Source organism: Pedobacter sp. GW821-FHT01D05, from assembly GCF_059422505.1.
Window position 1 is genome coordinate 1,151,572 of sequence record NZ_JBWKXA010000001.1, and the last position, 23,968, is coordinate 1,175,539.

Genomic DNA, 23,968 nt, shown 5'->3' on the forward strand with positions numbered 1-23,968 from the left:
CAGGGCAGATCTCTCCGTTCCGCGTTGCTTCAGTCGAGATGACGACCGAGTCTAAAGTATCCTAATGGTATTTCTTCAAACTCCTTAAACAGATAAACAATCCGATTAAAGTTAACACCGCGCTCAATATAAACGGTGCACCTGGAAAATAAACCGGAGCCTTACCTTCGATAAAATAAGCAAAAATATGTGTCATTACCCAAGGGGCAAATATGGCTGCTAAACTTTGTAAACCGGTTAAAACGCCCTGCATTTCGCCTTGTGCATTGGAGGGTACCTGATTTGAAATCAAGCCCTGCATAGCCGGTCCGCAGATTCCGGCTAAACCATAAGGAAGCATAAAGGCAAACATCATCCAGCCCTTGCTTGCAAAAGCGAAAGCTACGAAGCCGATGATGTATAAAATGAGACCAAAGTAAACTGCTTTCTTTTCTCCGATTTTGGGAAGGATCACCCTTATTAAACCACCTTGAACAAGGCCCACAACCAAACCCACAAAACCTAACGAATAGCCTACCCAGGCAGCATCCCATTTAAATTTCTCCATGGTATAGAATGTCCAGTTGGATTGGACAGCATGACTGGCAAAGTATAATAGGAATAAGGTAGCCATTAAGCCCAATAATGCGGGATATTTGCCAATGCTTAACAATGAACCGATTGGATTTGCCCTTTTCCAGTCAAAAGCCCGGCGTTTTTCAACTGGTAAAGATTCTGGCAGTATAAAATAACCGTAAAGCCAGTTAATTAAAGATAAACCTGCAGCAATCATAAAAGGAACCCGGGTACCAAAATGGCTAAAAACGCCACCTAAAACCGGACCTAAGATAAATCCAACACCAAATGCTGCACCAACCAGGCCGAAGTTTTGCGCTCTTTTTTCTGGGGGAGAAACATCAGCAATGTATGCTTGTGCGGTTGTAAAACTTGCACCTGTTATTCCCGCAATAATCCTTCCTACAAATAACCAGACAATAGAAGGGGCGAAGGCTAAAAAGATGTAATCGATGCCTAAACCGAACAAAGAGCTTAATAATACAGGCCTTCGTCCGTACCGATCGCTCATTGCGCCGATAATGGGTGAGAATATAAATTGTACCGATGCGTATGCAAGTGTGAGCCAGCCGCCATATTCTGCCGCTAAACCGAAGCCGCCACCAGTGAAATCCTGAATAAGTTTTGGTAAAACCGGAATGATCAGCCCAAAACCTGTAAAATCGATCAGGAGGGTAACCATAATAAAACTCATTGCAGATTTCTTTCCGTTTGCCATTATACGTAATTTGAAACGCAAAAGTATCAGAATTAGTTAAGATTGTAAATTTTAGTTCTCTACAAACCTACCGGGTTTAAAAACATTCCATTACAATTGTTATCGATTTGGTTTTGGAAAGCAGTTGCTGCAACTTATAGGTAAATGCAATCCCGCCCCCGCTTCTGCCGATGGAAGCACTACGAAGCAGTAAAAAAATGCTTAAATCGGCATCCCGCTATGGTCGGGTTTAGGTGGCCGCCACGGTGCTACTATTATGGTGAATAAACCCGATTGCAGAGAACATCCTGATCCTTCATCAGGATAAAACGGAAAGAGGGACCGAAGTCGCCTATGGAAACCGAACCTGACTTTCCATAAAAAGAAAATCCATAAATTGGCGGATAACAGAAAAACGCAAGTTTATTAATTCAGCGAAGCTTAAGCCCAAAACTCTTAAACTGGCCTTCAGTAAATTAAAATTTCATCAGGAATAAAAAACCTCTAACCAAGGTCAAAACTTTTCCACAATGCCTTAATTCGGCTAAATTTTGTTAAATTCGCAAGGTTATAGTAATACCTTTTTTAATATCGTTTTAAGTAGCGAGAATAATAATTTATGGCAGAAGATTTAGAAAATCAGCAGAACGACAAAATCATTCAAATTAATATAGAGGAGCAGATGAAATCGGCCTACATTGATTACTCAATGTCGGTAATCGTATCGAGGGCTTTGCCTGATGTACGTGATGGATTGAAACCGGTACACCGCCGTGTTTTATATGGTATGCTCGATCTTGGTGTAACCAGTAATAAACCACATAAAAAGTCTGCCCGTATTGTAGGGGAGGTTTTAGGTAAGTATCACCCACATGGTGATGCATCAGTATACTTCACCATGGTTCGTATGGCTCAGGATTGGAGCTTACGTTATCCAATGGTTGATGGACAAGGAAACTTTGGTCACATTGATGGTGACTCTCCGGCTGCAATGCGTTACACTGAGGCACGTTTTTCGAAAATAGCTGAAGAAATGCTTGCCGATATCAATAAAGATACGGTAGATTTTCAGTTAAACTTTGATGATACCTTACAAGAACCAACTGTTTTACCTGCAAAAATCCCTAACTTATTGGTTAACGGATCTTCTGGTATTGCGGTAGGTATGGCCACCAATATGGCACCTCACAACTTAACCGAGGTAATTGATGGTGTGGTGAGCTATATCGACAATAGAGATATTACGATCGAGGAGTTGATGAAGTTTGTAAAAGCGCCAGATTTCCCTACCGGTGGTATTATTTATGGTTATACGGGTGTAAAAGAAGCTTTCGAAACAGGTCGTGGCCGTATTGTAATGCGTGCAAAAGCCGAAATCGAGAGCATTAAAGACCGCGAGGTAATTATTGTTACCGAAATTCCTTACCAGGTTAACAAAGCACAGATGATTGAGCGTACTGCTGAATTGGTTGGCGAGAAAAAACTGGAAGGCATTTCGAATATTAAAGACGAATCGAACAAAGATGGTATCCGCATCGTTTATGAGATTAAACGTGATGCAAATGCCTCTATCGTTTTAAACAACTTATATAAGTATACTGCATTACAAACTTCTTTCAGTGTAAATAACATTGCATTGGTAAAAGGCCGTCCACAAATGTTAAATCTTAAAGATTTGATCGTACATTTTGTGGATCACCGCCATGATGTGATTGTTCGCCGTACCCGTTACGAATTGGCAGAAGCCGAAAAACGCGCACACATTTTAGAAGGTTATTTAATTGCTTTAGATCATTTAGATGAAGTAATTAAATTAATCCGTGCTTCTGAAACTCCGGAAGATGCCCGTTTAGGCTTGATGGAAAAATTCGGGCTGAGCGATATTCAGGCACGTGCGATTTTAGATATGACGCTTCGTCGTTTAACAGGACTAGAGCGTGATAAGATCAAAGAAGAGTATGCAGAGTTAATGAAAACGATCGAGCATTTAAAATCTATCTTAGCAGATGAAGGTTTGCGTATGCAGATTATCAAAGATGAGTTAGCAGAAATCCGTCAGAAATTTGGAGATGAGCGTAGAACAACTATCGTTCACTCGGCCGAAGATATGAGTATGGAAGATTTCATCGATGATGAAGAAGTGGTAATCACCATCTCTCACGAGGGTTACGTGAAACGTACCCCAGCAACTGAATTTAAGGCACAGGGCAGAGGCGGTAAAGGATCAAAAGGCAGTACTTCAAGAAATGAAGATTTTATTGAGCACATGTTGGTGGCTACTGCTCACAATTACATGTTGTTCTTTACTGAAGCAGGAAGATGTTTCTGGTTGAGGGTTTACGAAATTCCAGAAGGTTCGCGGACAAGTAAAGGAAGAGCGATCCAGAATATTATCAATATCCCGAAAGAGGAAAAAATTAAAGCCTACATTAAGGTTAAAAACCTGAAAGATCAGGAATACTTAGAGAACAATTTCATCATTATGTGTACTAAAAAAGGTACCATTAAGAAAACTTCTCTTGAAGCCTATTCACGTCCACGTGTAAATGGTATTAATGCCATCAACATTAATGATGGTGATGTATTACTGGAAGCTTGTTTAACTAACGGACAAAGCGAAATTGTGATGGCATTGCGCTCTGGTAGGGCAATCCGTTTCAACGAAAGTACGGTTCGTCCGATGGGTAGAACTGCTACCGGCGTACGTGGTGTTAGGCTTGCGCACGATCAGGATGAAGTTGTTGGCATGATTGCTGTAAACAATCCTGAAGTTACGGTGTTAGTAGTATCAGAAAAAGGATACGGTAAACGTACCGATATTGAAGATTACCGTGTAACTAACCGTGGAGGTAAAGGGGTAAAAACAATTAATGTTACTGAAAAGACCGGACAATTAGTTTCCATAAAAGACGTTACAGATAGCGAAGATTTGATGATCATTAACCGTTCAGGTATTGTAATCAGAATTCCGGTATCAGCATTAAGGGTAATGGGCCGTGCCACACAAGGGGTTCGTTTGATCTCATTAAAAGGGGATGACGAAATTGCGTCGGTTACTAAAATTGATCACGAAGAAGACGAAGAAGAAACAGTAGATTTAACGGATGTTGTAGTTACAGATGGTGAAGAAGTAGAAGCAGATACTACTCCCGAGGCAGATGATCCTGAAGAAGAAGGCGAATCGGACAACGAAACGGAAGAAGAAAATTAACTAAAAATAAGATTAGAATAAAAATTATGAAAAGAGTATTTCTAAGTATAGTTCTAGCAGGTGCGGTAAGCTCTGCATTTGCTCAGAAAAGTGAAATAACCGCGGCAAAAAACGACTGGGGCTTATTCCAGCTAACTTCTTCAAGTGCATCAACTCCTTTAGCTAAAAAACTGGAGTCGCTAGCGAAAGGATTGGCTCATACCGATAAAGCTATTGCCGATGAAAAATCTAAAGTGATGCCAGAAGCATGGTCTTATCGTGCTTTATTTGCTTCTTCTGCAGCAATTTTAGATTCAACAAGTACTGCAAATGCTGATGCAAATTTGAAAATTGCTCAAGATGCAGTTGTTGAAGCTAAAAAGTTAGATACAAAAGGGAGTGAAAAAGATAATATTAATTTGGCTGAAACCAATATTAGCAATGCCATTAGAAATGGTGGTGTAATTGCTTACAATAAAAAAGATTACAAAACTGCTTACACAAAATTCGTGGCAGCAACAGTAATCAATCCAAACGATACTGCTATGTATCTAAATGCAGGTATTGCGGCCAGACTTAATGAGGATTATCCAAACATGATTAGCCAATTCAAAAAAGTAATTTCTTTGAATTCTCCACAGTCTAAAGATTTATATTCTGAGATTATCTCAACCACATTAGCTAAACAAAAAGATACAACAGCTGCTTTGGCCGTGATTAAAGAAGCAACTGCTAAATTCCCTGAAAATACAGACTGGATTAAAACTGAAACCCAGATTTATATTGATAGGGGTGATGCTGCCAAATCTGAGCAAATGTTAGTTGCCTTGGCAACAAAAGAGCCTAACAATGCTAATTATCAGGTTTTATTGGGCAACATTTATTTCAGTCAGGCTTTAAAATTACAGGCCGATAGAAATAAAATCGATCCTAAAAAAGTGAAAGAATTTAACGAAGTAACAGGTAAAATGAATGCACTGTTAGATAAATCTCTTCCTTTTTACAAAAAAGCACTTGAGGTTGATGCTAAAAATCAAGGCGCATTAGAAACCTTGAAAACGATCTATGCTTTTAGAAATGATACTAAAAATTACGAAGATATCAAGAAACGTTTAGACGCATTACCTAAACAATAATTTATTGATCGATCCAAAAAAAGAGCTCCGAAATTTCGGAGCTCTTTTTTTTATGTTTATTTTTATCGTTTATTACGGTTTTACCACATTGTTTATATTATGCAGAATTGCCTTAAAATATCATTAACCGCTTTAATTTTCGTTTCTTTTAATGCTGTAGCGCAAAAAAGTCAAATTCTTATTGCCAGAAATGCTGTCGGTAAGCTACAAGCTTCAATTGCCAATAAAGAAGATGAAAAAAAACAGTTATCGATTATTACAGAGGGCTTAAAATCAATAGAATCAGCTGAGAAAGATAACAAAACTAAAAACTGGAGTGAAACCTGGTCTATAAAATCTTATCTTACTTCTTTCGCTTCACTAATTGATACTGATCCCAATAATGCGAATAAATTTTATGATTCAGCCGTTGAAGCGGTGGCAAAAGCCAAATCTTTAGATCGTTATGATGATAATGGTGGCCTTATTAAAGCCTCTAATCACAATATCCTTATCAAAAAACAGGAAAAAGGTAATGAAGCTTTTTTTAATAACGATTTTAAAGAAGCATTTGCTGATTTGAAAGAAGTGTGTGATAATTTCCCTGCAGATACCACATTGGCGTTAAATACAGCAATTTGCGCACTAAATATTCAATCTTACGACGAATCTTTAACTTATTTTAAACGTGCAAAAGAAAACGGGATTAGAAATCCATCGGTTTTTCAGAAAATGGCGCAGATGTATGTAGTGAAATCGGAAAACGAAACTGCTATTAAAACTTTGGAGGATGGACTGGCACTTAATCCGTTCAATCGCTTTTTAACCAACGATTATATCAATCTATTACTTGATACTGAGAATTATAGTAGAGCCCAGGGATTAATCGAAAACAATTTAAAAGTAGAAAAAGGAAATAAGCTGCTTTATTTTCTTTATGGTTATCTGCAACAGGTTGGTGGAAATAATGCTACTGCAATTTTGGCCTATGATAAAGCTTTGTCTACAGATCAAAATTATTTTGATGCATTGTACCAATTGAGTTTGGCTTACATCAATACAGCTAATGAAACCCTGAGCAAAAATGATGCTGATAAAACTGAAAAATATAAAGGCCTGATCAATCGTGCACAGTTCGCTTTGCAGCGCGCAAATGAAATTAACCCGAACGATAAAAAAACAGTACAGTTGCTGATCGATATTTACACCAAAAAGGGCGTAACCAACAAAGTACAAGAGCTTAACCGCAAACTTCAGGAACTATAACTTTATTGAAGAATTTGTGAAGATAGAATGGTATTAGAAAAATCAACTTAACATAATATTAATTATAAGACATAATAATAAAGGTGAAAGTCCTTTTCAAAAAGCTCCGGCTGCTGCTGCCATCCTTAACAACTCTTCTTTGCTGAGCTTTTGAAAAAACAGATTAGTAAGTTCATTTTGTTTATCTAAAAGTTTTTTTTGCAGATAAGCATTAAGCATTATCCACTCTTGTATTTCTTCTCCTGATAAACTGTATATACCTAAATACATCCCATTTAAAGAATGCTGCAGTACATTATTTTCGAAATTAAAAGTAATGTAAGCTCTTACCGTTTCGAAATGACTATCCTCTACATGAGCAATGAATTTATTTCGTAAGGTTATAATTTTCTCATGAATGGTTAAAAGACGTTCTTTTATTTTTCTTTCGTCATCAAACACCAGATCATCAGGAAGTTGTTTAAGTAAATGTTTCACATCAGGCTTTTTAATTTTTCCTTTAGGACTATTAAAAGCTCTCGCATAGGTAATAATAGCACTAGTGAAAAAGCTCCGTTTAATATAAAAGTTTGGATCTTCATAGAAAGCAGCTTTCGCTTCACCCTGCTCATTCTCTATATGTAATTCAGCAAGTTTATCGACTAAATTCTGAACATGTGATAGATTTTGAGCGGTAAAAAAGTATGCCAAAAATTCTTTGAAATAAGGATTTTTCTCAAATTCAACTATTATGGCCTTATCAGGTAATGCTCTTTTAAGCATATTGATGTTTGCTTCTGTAGTTTGTTCTTCTGCTAATCGTATAGAATTTTGTTTCATATTTTATTAGTATATAATATAACTCTATAATTATATAACTCTATAATCGGACAAGATTATGCATAATTGATTAAAAAAAATCCATTTGCAATTTATAAAGCTTCTACAAAACTTAATGTAATAAGATTACTGTTGATAATAAAAACAATTACTCTTGTCATTTGTACATAAACCTATGTACGACCACTATAGCTTCGAAGATGCCGCCGCATATCAAATTGAGCTTGCCAAACAATTAAAGTTTCAACCACTTAACAAAATTGAAACCATTGCTGGCGCAGATATTTCATTTAATAAAAACAGTACAACCATGTACGCGGTAATTGTGATCTTAACTTATCCCGAAATGGTTTTAAAATCATTTGCATTAGAAACTTACGAAACCAGTTTTCCTTATAAAGCAGGTTTTTTAGGGTTTAAAGAAGTTCCGGCATTATTAAAAGTTTGGGAACTAATTGTCAACAAGCCAGATGTTCTAGTACTCGATGGTAATGGAATTTTACATCCACGCCGTATGGGCGTTGCTTCTCATTTTGGCATATTAGCAAATCATAGCACAATTGGCTGCGCAAAAAGTCTTTTACATGGAAAAAATCATCAGCCGGAAAATGTAAAATTCAGTACTGCAGAAATTAAAAATAATGCCGGTGAAATGCTTGGTTTTGCATTGAGAACAAAGATCAATTGTGCACCTGTTTATATTTCAGCCGGACATTTAATTACGCAAGAAGAAAGCCTGCATATAATCAAAAAATCTGTTGGAAATTATCGTATCCCTGAACCAACGCGCCTGGCTCACAACCTGGTAAACGATTTCAGGCTTGGCAAACTAAAAGCTGGCTTTTACGAAGTACCTGTACCGTTAACTTTGTTTTAACTCCTCAAAAATCACCGTCATTTCGAGCGAAGTGCAACGAAGTCGAGAACCACGAAGTGCTCAGCGAAGCTAAATCTGCCTCAAGATAGATCTCTCCATTGCACGGCGTTCCAGTCGAGATGACGAAAATTACTAAACCCAGTTAATTCCTTTTTTAAGCAGCTGTACCGTTTTGTATTCCTCTGAATTAATTTCTGGCTGAACATTATAACCCCAGTTAGCCTGTGGTGGTAAACTCATTAAAATAGATTCGATCCTTCCGTTGGTTTCTAAGCCGAATTTTGTTCCAGAGTCGTAAACTAAATTAAATTCTACATAACGACTACGGCGCTGATATTGCCATTGTTTCTGGGCTTCTGTAAACTCTTTATCGCGGTTACGATCAATCAGTTCAGTATAAATTGGTAAAAATGTTTCGCCAATATTAATGGAGAAATCTAAAATCTGCTCCCACGATAAATTGGTATTTTCTGGTTTCAGTCTATCGTAAAAAATACCGCCGATACCTCGGGTTTCTTCACGGTGTTTAATGAAGAAATAATCATCGGCATGTGTTTTAAATTTTGGGTAAAATTCAGTACCGAAGTCGTCGCAAGCCTGTTTTAGTTTATGATGAAAAAAACGAGCGTCGTTTTCGAACACGTAATGTGGCGTTAAATCGATGCCACCGCCAAACCAGCGCGTTTCTCCGTTCAGTTCGAAATAACGGATATTCATGTGGATAATCGGAACCAGTGGATGATTTGGGTGAATCACAATTGAAACTCCGGTAGCAAAAAAATCATCTTCACTTACATTAAAGGCTTTTTTTACAGCTTCGGGCAATTTACCATGTACCGCAGAGAAATTTACGCCTCCTTTTTCGATAATTGCACCATTCTGCATAATCCGGGTGCGTCCGCCTCCCCCACCGTTTCGCTCCCAAACTTCCTCTTCAAATTTACCTTTGCCATCGGCAATTTCCAATCCCCTGCAAATTTCATCCTGAATTTGCTTATACCGTTCTGCTACTTCTTCTTTAAACATGATGGCTCTTTCTATTTCCATACAAATTTAAAGCTATTCGGGCAGCTATATTGATTTATGTTTAGATAGTACATTTTATTGACATTGGGTTTTAGTCCTGAGTCTGAGGTCAAGAGGCTGTTATTCTTCCAGATAATCTAAATCTTTGTTGAAACTTTCTTTTAATTGGCTCAAACCAAACATCGCAATCAGGGTTAAGATTCCCATCACTAAATATCCGGCAGTAATTAATCCGTATTTATGGGTTAAAAATTCGAATAAGAATGTAATAGGGATTAATGCGCCCCTAACAAAATTAGGTGCAGTTGTAGTTACGGTAGCCCTTATATTTGTGCCGAATTGTTCTGATGCAATGGTAACAAATGTGGCCCAATAACCTACAGAGAAGCCCATAAATAGACAGATCCAGATGAAATTGCTACCCGTTAAGCCGAAACTGGTTAAATAAACCACTACACTTGCCACAGAAAGCAAGTGGAAGATAAAGACTGTTTTTTTTCTAGACTTTAATACCTGAGAGAGTAAACCTGTAACCACATCGCCTATTGCAATTCCAAAATAGGTAAACATAATCCCGGTACCGGCTTTTAGTGGTTCTGTAGCACCTAAAGCTTTACCAAATTCAGGCGCTAAGGTAACCAGGATCCCAACTACAAACCATAGCGGAATACCGATTAAGATGCAATAGAGATATTTCGAAAACCGTTTCCAGTTGTTAAACAGCATTAAGATATTTCCTTTTGATACTTCTGTTTGGTTAGCGGCGTGTTTAAACATGCCCGATTCGAAAGTGCCAACACGTAGTAACAGCAGTACCAGGCCCATTCCGCCGCCTACAAAGTATGAGGTTTGCCAGGTAAATTCGGCTGCTACAGTTGCTGCAACAGCTGCACCCAATAAACCTACAGCACCTACAATCATGGTTCCATAACCACGTTTTTCTTTATCCATGGTTTCAGCAACCAAAGTAATCCCAGCGCCAAGCTCTCCAGCTAAACCTATACCTGCAATAAACCTGATGATGGCATAACTGTTAACCGATGTAACAAAGCCATTGGCAATATTGGCCAGTGAATACAAAAGGATCGAACCAAAAAGAACTTTGATCCTTCCCAGTTTATCGCCCAGTATTCCCCATAAAATTCCGCCTAAAAGTAGACCGAACATCTGAGAATTGATGATCAGAAAGCCATCAGATTGCATATTTGCCTGGGAAACGCCAATTTCAGTTAAACTTTGAACACGAACAACAGAGAATAAAACAAGATCGTAAATGTCTACAAAGTAACCCAGGGCAGCTACAATAACTAAGAAAATTACGTTGCGGTTGTTTGCTTTTGCTTGAAGATCCATTTAATTATTTGGTTTAGACGCTGAAAGTACGCAATAACACAAATATTTAAAATAGATTTTTAAAATAAAAGCCACTCTTGTTTTAGAGTGGCTTTTATTTTCCTACATTGGAGGATTTTTTTTCGTGGTATCAGGTGGCATTTTGGTGGTGTCAGGCAACTTTTTTGATGTTGTATCTGGCATCGTTTTGGTCGTATCCGTTACTTTTGTAGAATCCGTCGCAGTACTGTCTGAAGAACCAGCCATATTTTTAGACGAATTGCATGCTGATGTGGCTATCATAAGAGAACCCGCAAAAGCAAGACTTAAGATTATTTTTTTCATAGTTTTTATTGTTATCTATAAACCTAACAACCTTATATTCATTTGGTTTTAATTTTTTTTATTTCATATTGCTTATTTTTTATACATAATATTGATTATTAGTGTGTTGCGAAACAAAATAAATGCATTATTCATGATGGATCTTCAACTTATTCAGCAATTCTGGCGATATGTTTTCAGCATATACGCCATAACCATCTACCAATACGCCTTTTAAATTTCCCACATTTGATGAAATGGCGTAAACAACCGAGCTATCAGCTGGGTCGGTCATTCCTTCGAAACGGTATACTTCTTCAATTTCAAATTCTTCAGGCTTCAGGAATAAATTGACTGATTTACATGCTAAACTTTCTGCTGTTAAATTGAAATCTAAATTATAACCCCGATTATCTAAATCTGTTAAAGCATCGGTAATGGTATCATAAACATGCATAATTCTAAATTACGGAAATATTACTAAAACAAGATCTTCAAAACTTTAAAAGGTGATAAAACTTTCTGATATTAGTGAATATGATTATTTCTCAAAACACCCTGAAATGGGTAATGCGTTTTTACCCACCCCTATTTTTTCAACGCATTTGGGTTCAGAAATTTGAAAATGAGTTTAGAAGCTGTACGGTTAAACTGAGCAAAAGCTTTTTAAATAAAAATTATAACGGTTCTATTTTTGGTGGTACTATTTATGCGGCTACAGATCCGTTTTATGCCTTATTGTTCGATCAGTTAATGCAGCGCCGGGGCTATAAAGTTCGTGTTTGGCTAAAAAGCGCCTCTATACAATATTTAAAGCCTGGCCGTTCTACATTATACTTTACCATAACTGTAACTGATGAGATGTTGAACGAAGCAGAGCATGCACTAAAAACCGTTGGAAAGTTTGTAAAAGCCTACCCGATGGAAATTACCAATAAGGATGGTGAGCTGTGTGCTACTGTGATGAATGAAGTGTATATCCGAAACCTGCATCAGGGCGAAACCCCTAGAGTTGCTTACTAATTTTTTAGATTATGCCGAGTATTAAGAGTTTAATTTTGCAGGGCGAAGGCGTTATGCTCGATTTTAAGAAAACCATTACCAATACCGAGAAAATTGCCAAGAGTCTGGTTGCTTTTGCCAATAACAAAGGTGGTAAACTATTGATCGGCGTAGCTGATGATGGATCTATTAAAGGGGTAAAATCTGAAGAAGAAGAGAAATACATGATTTTAACTGCAGCACATCAGTTCTGCAAACCGGCTATTGAGCCTTACTTCGAAGAAATTTATGTTGATGATAAATTGGTATTGGTAGTTAATATTCCTGAAAGTGATACAAAGCCGCATTATGCACTCGATGATCAAAAAAAATGGTGGGCTTATATCCGTATAGATGATAAAAGCGTATTGGCCAGCCGCATTATTTTGGAAGTATTGAAACAAGAATATAAAAACAATGGTGTGCTCATCTCCTATTCTGAAAATGAAAAAAAACTGCTCGAATACCTGGAAGAGAACGAAAAAATTACGCTGAAAGAGTTTAGCAAACTATTGCGCAGTTCTTACCGTAAGGCACAAAAGGTCCTCGTTAATTTAATATTAACCAATGTGATCAAATCGCATACTTCAGAAAAAGAAGAATATTTTACAGCGGTGAGATAAGGTGCTTTTTATCAATGGTCGTCCTCCTGAACTTGTATATAAAAAAATAACAGGAAAAATGCTGACCACGTAGTAGCTACAAGGTAATTGAAAATACTACATCTACTTGTAAAATAAATTACCTGCGGTGAGCTCGCTTGAGGCTCGGTTTACTTCGTAGTTTTTCACTTCGTTACAGGTCAGATATAACGATCGCCTTTGTAAAACCAAACATTAACTTTTCTACATCTCTACTTTTTGAGCTTTAAAAATGCGACCTTTGTAGCCCTATGTTTTCTAAAATTTACACCAAATATAAGCCCTATTACAAAGAAAATCTTCATCTGGCACTGCCTATTGTAGGTTCTCAGGTTGGTCATACTTTGGTACACATGGCCGACAGTATTATTGTAGGTCATTTTACTGATACCATTCAATTAGCTGCCGTTTCGTTAGTGAACAGCATATTTATGCTTATCCTCGTAATAGGCTTAGGTATCTCCTATGGTTTAACGCCACTTATTGCACAGGAAAATGGTCGTCAGAATTATGATGAATGCGGAAAGCTTTTATCAAACAGTTTAATGATTAATATCTGTGTGGGTATATTTTTATATGTACTGGTTCAATTGGGGATATTTTTTGTGATCGATAACCTCGAACAAACACCCGAAGTAGTGCGTTACGCAAAACCTTATCTGAATCTTTTATCTGTTTCAATTATACCTTTATTGATTTTCCAGACTTTTAAACAGTTTGCTGAAGGTCTAGGATTTACTAAACAGGCCATGTTTGTTTCTGTTTGGGGAAATGCCATCAACATCATTTTAGGAATCATTTTCGTGAAAGGTATATTCGGTATTAAATCGATGGGTGTTAGCGGTGTGGGGTTAAGCACATTAATAGACAGGATTTTAATGGCCACCGTAATGTGTTTTTATGTTTTGCGTTCTCAGCATTTCAAAAAATACCTGATCAGTTTTAAAGCAACGTTTTTTGATAAAATAAGGGCGATTAAAATTGCTAAAATTGGGATGCCTGTTGCCATGCAATATTCGTTCGAAATAAGTGCTTTTAGTGGTGCTGCAGTGCTTATTGGTACAATCGGAGCTGTAGAGCAAGCTGCGCATCAAATCGCGATCAGTTTAGCTGCCATGACTTATATGATTGCCAGTGGTGTAGCTTCGGCGGCTACCATTAAAACGGGAAATAACTTTGGTAAGAAAAATTTCGACGATTTGCGTAAATCTGCCATAGCCAGCTACCATGTTATTTTGTTATTTATGTCTGTGACCGCAGTGATTTTTGTTTTGGCCAATAACATCATGCCTTTCATTTATACGGAAGATGCCGCTGTTATTCCCATTGCTGCACAATTATTGATTATTGCTGGCTTTTTTCAGCTTTTTGATGGTACACAAGTGGTTGGCTTAGGCGTTTTACGTGGTGTTGGCGATGTTAATATACCCACCTTTATTACCTTTTTGGCCTATTGGGTAGTTGGTATTCCAATTGGTTATGTACTAGGATTTCATTTTAACTTAGGCGTTAATGGCATCTGGTACGGGCTAACCCTGGGTTTATTAACGGCTTCTATCCTATTGTTTATGCGTTTTCAGAATAAAACGAAGGCGCTGAAGGTAGGTGCGTTATAATTTTAATGGCTGCTTTGCTAGTGGTTAATTTATTTTGCGAAAATCAAAATGAATTACTTTTTCAGCGCCATCAGGTTTTGGAGATGAACGCCAGTGTTTCATGGGATGCAGTAGTCCCGCTATTCGTTCCAGCCGATGAAGAATCGGCATCCACTGCTATCGGGTTTATAATGAAAGGTTTGTGCAAATGATACCTGTTATTGATAGAAAAAACTACAAATAGGAGAAAAGTTAACGGATCCTATTCTATTACCTAGGCGTTTTCAGAATAAAACGAAGGCTTTGGTAGGTTATTGTCATTCTGAGCAAAGCGAAGAATCTTAGTTAGTGGTCTTCGACAGGCTCAGACTGACAAATCTTTTTTGAATTGGTGGATTGAATTACCTAGCTAAAATTAATTATTTGTGGTGTCATCCTGAGCCTGTCGAAGGACCTTTACTTATATTCTCTTCATTGCATTCGCATTGACGAAATATTCTTTATTTACCCCCAACATTAACCACAACACCAATGGTGAAGATAGAATTGCCTGCAGACATATATTTACGGTTCTTTAAGCCAATATTACTGCTGGTGGTATATTGTAGCTGAAAAGTTTTGCTGAGTGCCATACGCGTAAAGAAAACCGGTTCAAAGAAAATATTATCTTCTTTCGGCTGCACAACACCGTTTAAAAAGAACCTATCCATCTTAATATGGCTAATCCTCAATGCTGTGCCATAATTAATTGGGAAATCGGTTCCAAATAACCGCAGGTTGTTTTTCTTTTTCGAACTGTAATTAACCTGTAAGAATGTTTTCCGGTAATCTACTTCCTGCAGTTCGCTGCTGATGAGGATATCGTTTTTATAATCGCGGAAGGTAATATCACTCCAGCCCTTCCCTACGCCCGCATAAACTTCAATAATCCGGTTGTTATCCGGACCAAAAGTATCAAAGTACCCTCCACCAATTTCAATAAGTTTATGCCCGAAATCTTTGCTTTTTCTCTCACTATTCATTCTGGAACCGCTAAAAAGCACACCAATATGATCAGAAACGGCATAAGCGCCATTAACACTTGCATTGCCTTTTAAAGAGATGTGTGCACCGCCGCTAAATTCACCCTGTTTACTTAACATAGGGGTATTTGGTACGTTTGGCATATAAACAGAAGAACAACTGGCTGCAAAAAGCGCTAAAACTGGAAGTGTAAATCGTAAGTATTTAATCATAGATGTTATATAAACAGATTTTGATGGCAAAAATTGTGCTAGGGTTCCATTTTCATGAAATCCATCACTCTTTTAAATTCATCGTGTAAACCGGCTTTTAAATGGATTTTTTCTTTTGTGATGGGATGAGTGAATGCTAACTCCGAGGCATGAAGCAACATGGTTGTCATATCCCATTGTGTTTTAAAGAATTTGTTCTGTTTGTTGCAACCATGTGTCCTATCACCAATAATTGGATGTAGGATATGGCTAAAGTGTCTTCTCAATTGATGCATCCTCCCGGTTTTAGGTGTGGCCTCTACCAATGAATACCGTGAGGTTGGGTGTTTACCGAAAGCTACGGCCACCTCTGCTCTTTGAAGTGTGCTAAACGAGGTGAAAGCATCTTGCATGGTTCCGTTTTCTTTCGCTAACGGATAGTCGATATCCATCGCATCGGGTGTAAAACCACGCAGAATAGCCAGGTATTTTTTGTCGGTTTCTGCGTTCATAAATTGCTGATGCATAGCAATTTCAGATGATTTGTCGAAAGCAAATAATAAGATTCCGCTTGTCTTCCTGTCTAGCCTATGCACCGGACTAACATGCTTGCCTACCTGATCTCTGAGTAACTGAAGTGCGAACTCCGTGGCATCTCTTGCAATGGAAGATTGATGAACCAATAACCCATGGGGTTTGTTAATTGCAATTAGATTTTCGTCCTGATAAATAATCTCCAACATATGGCCGCGAAGATAAGGATATTATGGTTTTGTGTGTGGGCTTATCCAAATAAATCAAAAGCCATGCGGTAGGTGTTGCAGTGCGCATCTACAATATCTCTGATATCCACGGAGTAGCCACCACCCATGCTCACTTGCACTGGTATATTTTTATCTTTACAGGCCTGCAGCACTATTCTGTCGCGTTCTTTACATGCGGCTTTGCTCAATGCCAGTTTACCCAGTTTATCGGTAGCAAGTACATCAACTCCAGATAGATAAAATACAAAATCAGGTTTGGCCCTTTCGAATGCATTTTTCAAATTTACATTTAAGCTTGAAAGATATTCTTCATCTTGCACTCCATCATTTAATGGAACATCCAGGCTAGAAATTTCTTTTCTGAAAGGAAAATTTTTATCACCATGCATCGAAAAAGTGAACACCCTTGGCTCATTTTGAAAAATTTCTGCCGTGCCATTTCCCTGGTGTACATCTAAATCGATAATTAAGATACGTTTAGCTAATTTTTTATTTAACAGGTAATTAGCTGTAATAGCCTGATCGTTTAATAGACAAAAACCTTCACCCCAATTGCTGCCTGCGTGATGGGTACCACCTGCCACATTAAAGGCAATTCCGTTACCCATTGCAAAATGGGCGGCATCGATTGTGCCCTGGGTAATTCTCAGCTCACGTTCTAAAAGCTGTGCGTTTAAAGGGAAACCTATCCTCCTTTGGTCTTTCGCAGAAAGTGTTAAATCTCTAAGCTGTTCCCAATATGTTTTTTCGTGAGTCAGGAGTATAATATCTTCCAAAACGGGTTCCGGGTTAAATAAATTCTGCTGTGTTATGGTTCCTTCATGTAAAAGTTGCTCGGGTATCAACTCGTATTTCAGCATCGGAAAACGGTGTCCTTCGGGCAAAGGGTGTGCGTAGAGTGGATGCCAGGCAATCTTAATCATTAGCCTAAAATTTCCTCCACGTGTTTTTCGATATTGGTGCAGATCTGATCTACAGGAAGATCGTTCGCATCTTCTCCAAATGGGTTCTCTATTTCTTCAGCTATCAGCTCCAAACTCGCTAATACATAGAGGATAAAGGGAACAATCGGCACTACGAAATAACCTAAGCTGAATACCCATCCAATCGGTAAAGTAATTACGTAAATAAAGATAAACTTCTTGATGAAAGCACTGTAAGAATACGGAATTGGTGTGTTTTTGATGCGCTCGCAAGCACCACAGATATCGGTAAATTGATTAAAATCGCCTGAAAGCACAATAAATTGTTCCTGCGAAATAGCACCTTTTTCGAGTAATTCATATAACCTGTTAATTAAGCTTCCTGCAATCTGGTTTGGCACGTGTTTACCTTCTTCAACCTCTATTAAAAGACTATTTTTACCAAAATACATTCTTTCGCGTAAATGTTCTTTTAAGGCAAAAGCATATTTAGGAATGCCGTATTCGAAAAAACGGACATCTTCCTCTGTTAATTTAAGCGCTTTTATTTTCAAGGCCAGGTTCCGGCTCACATTGGTTAAGGATCCCAATAACTTTCTTCCTTCCCACCACCTGTCGTATGCCGTATTTGTTCTGAAAACCAGTAGCATCGATAGTACAAAGCCCAATAAGCTGTGCATCATGCCTATGTTGGTCACATAGCTGCTTTTAGAAAGTTGAAAAAAATTGAGTTCTGCAAACGCCACAAAACCCGAAAAAATAGCTACTGCAAGCATTAACGGCCACAGTTTTCTAAAGGTATCACTTTTGTGGATGTGAAAAATGAAGGTACTCCAATCTTTAGGGTTATAATTGATCATCTGCTTGCTTTTTATTTGATAAGCCTTTGTCTTTTTTTATTGTAATACGGCTTTACTTACTTTTAAAAGTGCTTGTCCGGCCAAATAAACATCTTCGAAAGTGTTGTAAAGTGGGACTGCACTCAAACGGATTACATCAGGTTCGCGCCAATCGCCAAGTACGTGGTTAGCCATTAAGCCATCAAAAATCTGTTTGCCATTGCGCTGAGCAATGATAGATAACTGCGCGCCTCTGTCTTTAGCTATTTTAGGTGTAATGATTTTATATTGCTCCACACCTAAGTCCTTATTTACTTCATTTATAATAAATTCTAGATATGCAGTTAAAGTAATACTTTTATTTCTTAATGGTTCAATGAACCCAGCTTGTTCGAAAATCTGAAGCGAAGCATGGTATAAAGCCATAGGCATTACCTGTGTGCAGCTTACCTGCCAGCCATCTGCCCCGGCTTCTGGAATAAAGCCTTTTTCCATTTTAAAACGTTTACTTTCCTGGTAACCCCACCATCCTGCAAAGCGGTTCAATTCTATATTGCTGAAATGTTTTTCGTGAACAAATATTCCGCTTATCCCCCCAGGGCCTGAATTTTGATATTTGTACGAGCACCAGCAGGCAAAATCAACATCCCAATCGTGAAGCTTTACAGGGACATTACCTGCGGCATGGGCCAGGTCCCAGCCTACAATTGCGCCGATTTCATGCCCAGCCTTTGTAATGGTTTCCATATCGTACCATTGTCCGGTGTAATAATTTATTCCGCCAAATAAAACCAAAGCGATTTCATCTGCATTTTCGTTAATTTTTGCTAAGATGTCTTCAGTATGGAGTATTTCTTCGCCCTCGTTGGGGAAAACCTCTATAATCGCTTCTTTTGGGTCGAAACCATGAAATCTTACCTGGCTTTCTATTGCGTATTGATCAGATGGGAATGCACCGCCTTCCATAATGATTTTAAAGCGTTTGCCTTTGGGCTGATAAAAGCTGACCATTAACAAATGGAGGTTTACGGTCAAGGTATTCATCGGACATACCTCCGAAGGTAATGCGCCAACAATCGGGGCCATTAACTTTTTGAGTGCCTTGTGGTAGAACATCCAGGGTTCGTTTCCATCGAACCAGCCCTCTACTGCATAGTTGGCCCAATTGTTAAGCTGACCTTTTAAAACCTCGCTGGCAACTTTAGGTTGAAGCCCTAATGAATTGCCGCACAGGTAAATAAAATCTTTTCCGTTGTGGTTTGGAAATAAGAACTGAGACCTGAAATCACGAAGCTGATCAGTTTCGTCTTGTGTTTGTGCGTATAATAAGTTGTTTTCAAAATTCATTGCCTCAATATTACAAAAAAGCAGGTGTTGTTCCCAAGCCTGCTTTCAATTTGTGCAATGAAATTAAAATTTTATGGTATCATGTTTACCTAAATTGGGTGTATCACCGGTTACTACAGCTTTTAACATACTGAATAGTATGACTATTTTAGATGCTGAAGCATCCCAGTATTCAGCCTCTTCTGGGGTAACTTTAATCAGGATTAATCTTGGGTCTTCTATTCCATCCGGGAACCATGCCTTGATAAACGGAGAAAAATAAGCTTCTTTGCGTACTTTATCATCTACCAGTTCGGCCTTACCTTTTACGGTAAGATAGGTATTGTTAGATGGATCGCTATAGGCTAACAGGACATTGTTTTCTTTAGAAATTTCTTTTGATTTAGGTGAGTATTCATTGGTGTAAAACCATAAACTCCCGTCATCTTCAATTTTTGCGGTACCCATCGGTCTGCTTCCGAATTCGTCTCCAGAGGAAAATGTGGTGAACATACAGGTACGTACGCTTTCTGCCATTTCCTTAAGGATGGCTATGTTTTTCTCGTTTTTCATCTTTTCAATTGTTTATAATGAAAAACAGGAAGTACGCTAAAAGGTTTACGTTAATTAAACCTTATTTGGTTTACTTACGTATTTGTTGCCTTTTACAAAGAACCGCCACGGTAATAAAGCATGCTCTTTTGCATATGCAATGCCTACACGTGGTGTAGCAGCAATATCTTCATCTTGATAGCGGATAGCATGGTCTTCGATCCAGATTTCATCTCCGGTTAGATTTTTGGCGTTAAAAGTTTTGTCTATTCCCAGTGCTTTTGCCGCAGAGCCGGGGCCAGCTGAAATAGCGCCTTTTGTATGTGGCATATTTCTTCTTTGCTCCATAATGTCGATCCCAACCAAAGGTTCTATACCCCTGATTAAAACAGCATGTGGATCGTTTTCTTTAGAACTTACAATATTGAAGAGGTTGTGCATGCCATAACAAAGATATACGTAGGCAATGCCTCCATTGCCATACATGGTTTCTGTTCGGTTGGTTCTGCGGCCGCCGTAAGCATGCGAAGCTTTGTCTTTTATGCCAAAATAAGCTTCGGTTTCGACGATGATGCCTGCGGTAATTTCGTTATCAATTTTGGTATAGAGTATTTTGCCTAACAGATCTTTAGCTAGGCTTATCACGTCTTCATTTCGGTAATATTCTTTTTTTAGTTTCAATACCTTACCTCAACTATCTGTTTAATAGAATTGATATAACTTGCTCTAAATAAGTTTTATCTGTTTCATCAAATTTGTTTAACACTTCGCTGTCTACATCCAAAACGCCTATCACTTCACCATTAACAATCAGCGGTAAAACAATTTCCGATTTAGAAGCAGATGCACAGGCAATGTGACCGGGGAATTCTTCCACATCGGGAACGATAATGGTTTCTGCCTGTTGCCAGGATGCGCCACACACGCCTTTTCCTTTTTTTATCCGCGTACAGGCTACCGGACCTTGAAATGGGCCTAATACCAATTCGTCTTGTTTTACCAGGTAGAAACCTACCCAGAACCAATTAAACTGTTCTTTAAGTGCTGCTGCAACATTTGCAAGGTTTGCAATAAAATCTGTTTCTCCATAAAGTAAAGCGTCTATCTGGGGAATAATCGATTGATATTGCTCTTCCTTTGATGTATTTCTGGTGATGGTTAAGTCTTCTGCCATTTTTTATTTTCTATAATCAAAGTTAATTATGATTTGTGAGAAGTAGGCTAATTGTGGATTTAATGACGAAAATTTGAATGATAACCTATTCTTAAAATCATTAGTTTTGGCATCATTAATCGTGAGTTTATGATTGTAGCCTTAACCATTACCAAATTCCGTGGCCTTACCATTCCTTTTGCATTTGTAGGGATGGCTGTTTTACGATTACCATTATGGTTAAATAAGCGCTGCCGGTTCTGGAAGTTAATGGGGAGCGGAAAAGATGCCCGGGTAGATTTAGCCCCTGACTATAAGCATTGGGCTGTGCTCACTACCTGGGATAACCGGAACGATTGTGATAATTTTTATCGCCATTCTTTTGTGCTGAAATGGTTTGGTTTCTTTGGGATAGAAAGTTTTACCATCTTATTAAACCCTTTATCTAGCCATGGCTTATGGTCAGCAGTAGAGCCATTTAAGCCCAATAAAATGAGTAATGTCCACACCGGTAAGATTGCTGTAATTACAAGGGCAGCAATTAAATTTAACAAGTTGAAAGAGTTTAGACGGAATATTAAAAGAGCAGCTGATGCCATGCGTACAGCCCCAGGCTTTGTCTTGTCGGCAGGTATTGGCGAAAATCCATTTTTTGATCAGGCCACCTTTTCGATCTGGGCTGATGCGGACAGTATGAAAAACTATGCTTATAAATCTTTTGATCATTCGGATGTGATTAAGCTTACCAGGGAGCGCGAATGGTACAAGGAAGAGTTGTTTGCCCGTTTCTCCATTATAGATAGCTGGGGTACGCTTAATGGTGTATCTGTTGAATTGTAAATAAAAATATAAAATAAATGAGAGTAGTAGCAGAACTTCCGCATCCGGAATGTAAGATCACCATTTTTTCGATGAACCAAAAGTTTATCGTAAAGTTTGAGCAGGGTACCTTTGAGCAAAGTTATAAACTCGCAGAACTTGATCTGAGTGGAGGCGGTGTTAACGATGTGTTTGAAATTATTGATGAAGAATTTATCCAAACTGTAGTTGCGCGATTTAAGCTAATGCGTTCTGATTTTACAACGGCCTATAACAGGCATCAATACTAGTTGTTTTTTGGTTTAACTAATTGATTTTTAGTGAGTTATTTGTTTGTTTGAAATAATATTTTGAATATTTGATTGTTTTTAGAAAGAAAAGCACCTCCAGTGAATAGTGTTTGTTTAAATTAATATATATAACTAATTGGTATATTGATTTTTATGTATAATCACAAAATATAATTTTATAAGCTTATTTTGCCAAATAAATGGGAGGTTTGGACTTTCTTCATCCTATAATGAACAAATATCTATTGTTTTGTAACCTTGAAATAAATTCATGGAAACAAACCTCTTCCAGGTTACTTAACTTAAAATAGATTTCTCAGCTGCGCTCGAAATAACGGATCGTGGGGATTGATCCTTTCGTAAATGAATCTTTAATAAAAAATGCGCATCAATGAAAATAAGTATTCATCTGTGCGTACCTATGGCCAAGGTGAAAAGATCCTGAAACAAGTTCAGCATGAGGCGTTGCAGAATCTTCCGTATGCTCAGCGTTTCTGTGGCTAAAACTTATTAAGAGATTATGGTATCGTGCACCACTACTCTATACCAGTTTTTAGAGAATTTTTCTACAGCATCTAAATGTACTTTATCTTCCTGGTAAGCATTATGGTCTGCAATGCTGGCAAAGGTAATGGTTAGCGAATAAGTAAAAGAGTTATCGGTAACAGGGCGTACAGGTGTACCTGCTGCTAAACCGTAACTTAACGTTTTAATATATTTTATAGGTTTTAAACTTTCAAAGAAGTTAGCGAAATCTGCAATTTCGGTTTTGGTTAGCTGAGGTTTTAACCAGAACATTACGAAGTGTTGGATCTGTCCTTTATCTGCGGTTTGGGTTTCTATCATGGTTCTTTTTTTTGTTAAATATATCGATCATTTTATATTAAGCACAAAAAATACAATCGAATTTTATACGGTATATACAATTTTTCTTGAATGTATTTAATGATTAGAAGGATGCTGAAATAAATTTACTCCGTAGCTTTCCACTGCGCTACAGGTCAGCATGACGACCAGGGACAGGTAAAACAAAAAAAAGTCCCGATGTAAATCGGGACTTTATATATCTTTAAAAACCTTTCTTAGTTTTTAGGCTGCACACGGCCAGATTTTCTGTCTTCACCTCTACCGATTAAATAACCGCCACCAGCTCCAACCAATCCACCGATGATAGCACCTCTACCTTTTTTCTTATCAATTAAAGCACCACCAACTGCTCCTGCTGCACCACCGATGACTGCGCCTTTAGCTGCATCGCTCCAACCTTTTTTCTTAGCTGTTGGTTGTGTGCCACCGTAAGCACTGCTAGAACCACCACCTGAGCTTGCATAAGATCTAGATGAGCTTGCTCTTCTAGCTGCAGCTAATTCTGCCTGGTGTTTAGCTTCTTTTTCCTGTTCTGCTTTGGCCACTTCGGCTTTTTTAAAGCTATCTAACCTTAAACTATCTTTTACGGCTTTAATAGCCAATTGTTTTTCGGCCTGTTGTTGTTTTAATGCTGCTTCTTCTTTTGCCTTATTATTACAAGCAAATAAAACTGAAGTACTTAATGCGATTACTACAAATATCTTTTTCATAACTCTTAATTTTTTAATATGACGCTTGTTTAG

25 protein-coding genes are annotated in these 23,968 nt (G+C 38.0%); 9 read left to right on the top strand and 16 right to left on the bottom strand.

From position 1 onward, the window contains the following. Positions 1-61 precede the first annotated feature (61 nt). Entirely contained in the window at positions 62-1,273 is a 1,212-nt protein-coding gene (locus tag AC07VK_RS04675; RefSeq protein WP_492953496.1) for a TCR/Tet family MFS transporter, read from the bottom strand. Between the two features lie 598 nt (positions 1,274-1,871). Here AC07VK_RS04675 and gyrA point away from each other — a divergent pair. The 3 genes from gyrA to AC07VK_RS04690 all read left to right on the top strand — a co-directional run bounded on the left by gyrA (position 1,872) and on the right by AC07VK_RS04690 (position 6,823). Continuing rightward, complete coding sequence (gene gyrA / locus AC07VK_RS04680; RefSeq protein WP_492958688.1) at positions 1,872-4,463, top strand: DNA gyrase subunit A; 2,592 nt, start codon at positions 1,872-1,874, stop codon at positions 4,461-4,463. Positions 4,464-4,489: 26 nt separating this feature from the next. Continuing rightward, positions 4,490-5,578: a tetratricopeptide repeat protein gene (locus AC07VK_RS04685; protein ID WP_492958690.1), complete on the top strand. Its 1,089-nt coding sequence runs from the start codon at positions 4,490-4,492 to the stop codon at positions 5,576-5,578. A gap of 99 nt (positions 5,579-5,677) precedes the next feature. Continuing rightward, positions 5,678-6,823, top strand: a complete 1,146-nt coding sequence (locus tag AC07VK_RS04690) for a tetratricopeptide repeat protein (protein ID WP_492953498.1) — start codon at positions 5,678-5,680, stop codon at positions 6,821-6,823. A gap of 96 nt (positions 6,824-6,919) precedes the next feature. Here AC07VK_RS04690 and AC07VK_RS04695 read toward each other — a convergent pair whose 3' ends face one another. After that, positions 6,920-7,642, bottom strand: a complete 723-nt coding sequence (locus AC07VK_RS04695; RefSeq protein WP_492958692.1) for a hypothetical protein — start codon at positions 7,640-7,642, stop codon at positions 6,920-6,922. Between the two features lie 175 nt (positions 7,643-7,817). On the opposite strand from AC07VK_RS04695, the gene AC07VK_RS04700 reads away from it, so the two are divergent. Further along, entirely contained in the window at positions 7,818-8,519 is a 702-nt protein-coding gene (locus tag AC07VK_RS04700; RefSeq protein WP_494939781.1) for an endonuclease V, read from the top strand. Positions 8,520-8,651: 132 nt separating this feature from the next. Here AC07VK_RS04700 and hemF read toward each other — a convergent pair whose 3' ends face one another. The 4 genes from hemF to AC07VK_RS04720 all read right to left on the bottom strand — a co-directional run bounded on the left by hemF (position 8,652) and on the right by AC07VK_RS04720 (position 11,658). Beyond that, complete coding sequence (hemF, locus tag AC07VK_RS04705; RefSeq protein ID WP_492958695.1) at positions 8,652-9,566, bottom strand: oxygen-dependent coproporphyrinogen oxidase; 915 nt, start codon at positions 9,564-9,566, stop codon at positions 8,652-8,654. 99 nt (positions 9,567-9,665) lie between these two features. Further along, complete coding sequence (locus AC07VK_RS04710; protein ID WP_215128695.1) at positions 9,666-10,898, bottom strand: MFS transporter; 1,233 nt, start codon at positions 10,896-10,898, stop codon at positions 9,666-9,668. Between the two features lie 102 nt (positions 10,899-11,000). Beyond that, on the bottom strand, positions 11,001-11,222 hold the full coding sequence (locus tag AC07VK_RS04715; RefSeq protein ID WP_492958698.1) for a coproporphyrinogen III oxidase: 222 nt from the start codon (positions 11,220-11,222) through the stop codon (positions 11,001-11,003). A 127-nt stretch (positions 11,223-11,349) separates the two neighbouring features. Beyond that, entirely contained in the window at positions 11,350-11,658 is a 309-nt protein-coding gene (locus AC07VK_RS04720; protein WP_492958699.1) for a phosphoribosylpyrophosphate synthetase, read from the bottom strand. An 80-nt stretch (positions 11,659-11,738) separates the two neighbouring features. On the opposite strand from AC07VK_RS04720, the gene AC07VK_RS04725 reads away from it, so the two are divergent. From AC07VK_RS04725 to AC07VK_RS04735, 3 genes are all read left to right on the top strand, one after another. After that, positions 11,739-12,224, top strand: a complete 486-nt coding sequence (locus tag AC07VK_RS04725) for a DUF4442 domain-containing protein (RefSeq protein ID WP_492958701.1) — start codon at positions 11,739-11,741, stop codon at positions 12,222-12,224. An 11-nt stretch (positions 12,225-12,235) separates the two neighbouring features. After that, entirely contained in the window at positions 12,236-12,865 is a 630-nt protein-coding gene (locus AC07VK_RS04730; RefSeq protein WP_230141197.1) for an AlbA family DNA-binding domain-containing protein, read from the top strand. A 269-nt stretch (positions 12,866-13,134) separates the two neighbouring features. Next, positions 13,135-14,499 (top strand): MATE family efflux transporter, encoded by a 1,365-nt coding sequence (locus AC07VK_RS04735; RefSeq protein ID WP_492958703.1) that lies wholly within the window; start codon positions 13,135-13,137, stop codon positions 14,497-14,499. A 479-nt stretch (positions 14,500-14,978) separates the two neighbouring features. Here AC07VK_RS04735 and AC07VK_RS04740 read toward each other — a convergent pair whose 3' ends face one another. From AC07VK_RS04740 to AC07VK_RS04775, 8 genes are all read right to left on the bottom strand, one after another. Continuing rightward, positions 14,979-15,713, bottom strand: a complete 735-nt coding sequence (locus tag AC07VK_RS04740) for a hypothetical protein (protein WP_492953504.1) — start codon at positions 15,711-15,713, stop codon at positions 14,979-14,981. Between the two features lie 38 nt (positions 15,714-15,751). Next, positions 15,752-16,435 carry a pseudouridine synthase gene (locus AC07VK_RS04745; protein ID WP_492958705.1) on the bottom strand — a complete coding sequence of 228 codons (684 nt, stop codon included), beginning with the start codon at positions 16,433-16,435 and terminating at the stop codon, positions 15,752-15,754. Positions 16,436-16,476: 41 nt separating this feature from the next. Next, the gene (locus AC07VK_RS04750; protein ID WP_492958707.1) at positions 16,477-17,379 is read right to left on the bottom strand and encodes a histone deacetylase family protein; all 903 of its coding nucleotides are present in this window, start codon (positions 17,377-17,379) and stop codon (positions 16,477-16,479) included. Continuing rightward, positions 17,379-18,239 carry a bestrophin family protein gene (locus AC07VK_RS04755; protein ID WP_492958709.1) on the bottom strand — a complete coding sequence of 287 codons (861 nt, stop codon included), beginning with the start codon at positions 18,237-18,239 and terminating at the stop codon, positions 17,379-17,381. Before AC07VK_RS04755 ends, AC07VK_RS04750 begins: the two co-directional genes overlap by 1 nt. Positions 18,240-18,275: 36 nt before the next feature. Further along, entirely contained in the window at positions 18,276-19,565 is a 1,290-nt protein-coding gene (gene kynU / locus AC07VK_RS04760; protein WP_492958711.1) for a kynureninase, read from the bottom strand. Positions 19,566-19,628: 63 nt separating this feature from the next. Then, on the bottom strand, positions 19,629-20,117 hold the full coding sequence (locus tag AC07VK_RS04765) for a pyridoxamine 5'-phosphate oxidase family protein (RefSeq protein ID WP_492958713.1): 489 nt from the start codon (positions 20,115-20,117) through the stop codon (positions 19,629-19,631). 54 nt (positions 20,118-20,171) lie between these two features. Beyond that, positions 20,172-20,777, bottom strand: coding sequence for a DNA-3-methyladenine glycosylase (locus AC07VK_RS04770; RefSeq protein WP_492958715.1), 606 nt, complete (start codon positions 20,775-20,777; stop codon positions 20,172-20,174). A 13-nt stretch (positions 20,778-20,790) separates the two neighbouring features. Further along, positions 20,791-21,270 carry a GAF domain-containing protein gene (locus tag AC07VK_RS04775; protein ID WP_492953511.1) on the bottom strand — a complete coding sequence of 160 codons (480 nt, stop codon included), beginning with the start codon at positions 21,268-21,270 and terminating at the stop codon, positions 20,791-20,793. A gap of 129 nt (positions 21,271-21,399) precedes the next feature. On the opposite strand from AC07VK_RS04775, the gene AC07VK_RS04780 reads away from it, so the two are divergent. Both AC07VK_RS04780 and AC07VK_RS04785 read left to right on the top strand, forming a co-directional pair. Then, entirely contained in the window at positions 21,400-22,089 is a 690-nt protein-coding gene (locus tag AC07VK_RS04780; RefSeq protein ID WP_492958717.1) for a DUF3291 domain-containing protein, read from the top strand. A gap of 17 nt (positions 22,090-22,106) precedes the next feature. Beyond that, positions 22,107-22,358 (top strand): hypothetical protein, encoded by a 252-nt coding sequence (locus AC07VK_RS04785; RefSeq protein ID WP_492953513.1) that lies wholly within the window; start codon positions 22,107-22,109, stop codon positions 22,356-22,358. A gap of 510 nt (positions 22,359-22,868) precedes the next feature. Here the strand turns inward: AC07VK_RS04785 and AC07VK_RS04790 are convergent. Further along, positions 22,869-23,204: a Dabb family protein gene (locus AC07VK_RS04790; protein ID WP_492953514.1), complete on the bottom strand. Its 336-nt coding sequence runs from the start codon at positions 23,202-23,204 to the stop codon at positions 22,869-22,871. A 236-nt stretch (positions 23,205-23,440) separates the two neighbouring features. Further along, the gene (locus tag AC07VK_RS04795) at positions 23,441-23,935 is read right to left on the bottom strand and encodes a YMGG-like glycine zipper-containing protein (protein WP_492953515.1); all 495 of its coding nucleotides are present in this window, start codon (positions 23,933-23,935) and stop codon (positions 23,441-23,443) included. Positions 23,936-23,968: the final 33 nt, after the last annotated feature.